General features: G+C 29.3%; 1 protein-coding gene. It reads left to right on the forward strand.

Annotated features, from left to right (window positions below; genetic code table 11):
* On the forward strand, positions 1–495 hold a 495-nt coding region (locus SH09_RS13805; protein ID WP_042740200.1), incomplete at its 5' end, for an ATP-binding cassette domain-containing protein.
* Positions 496–564 lie beyond the last annotated feature (69 nt).

Here is a 564-nt window from a genome sequence, read left to right on the forward strand (position 1 = left end):
CCCTTAACCAGACAAGAATTAACCAATATTGGTTCTTTAATAGAATCTCCTCCAACATATAATCATTTGAGCGCACAAGACAACTTAAAAGTTGTAGCATTGAATGAAAATATCGACTTCAGTGAAATACCTAAAGTTCTTGATCTTGTTAACTTAGATGTTGATCCTAAAAAAAAGGTGAAAAATTTTTCTTTAGGGATGAAACAACGTTTAGGTATAGCTATGGCACTAATAAAGAAACCGAAGTTGTTAGTTTTAGATGAACCATCTAATGGGCTAGATCCTTATGGCATTCAAGAATTAAGAGACTTATTAAAAAACTTAACAAAGGCAAATACCAGTGTTATTATTTCAAGTCACATCCTTTCTGAAATACAGCAATTAGCTGATCATATAGGAATTATTCATAATGGTAAGTTAGAATATCAAGAAAAAAATAAAACTGATGAAAATCTTGAAGAAATATTCTTTAATATAACAAAAGGGGGTAGATAGTATGAGTTTATTAAAAGCTGAGGCTTTAAAGTTCAAAAATACTACTGCTATGTATATATTATTTTTATC

Source organism: Staphylococcus gallinarum, assembly GCF_000875895.1.
GTDB lineage: Bacteria > Bacillota > Bacilli > Staphylococcales > Staphylococcaceae > Staphylococcus > Staphylococcus gallinarum.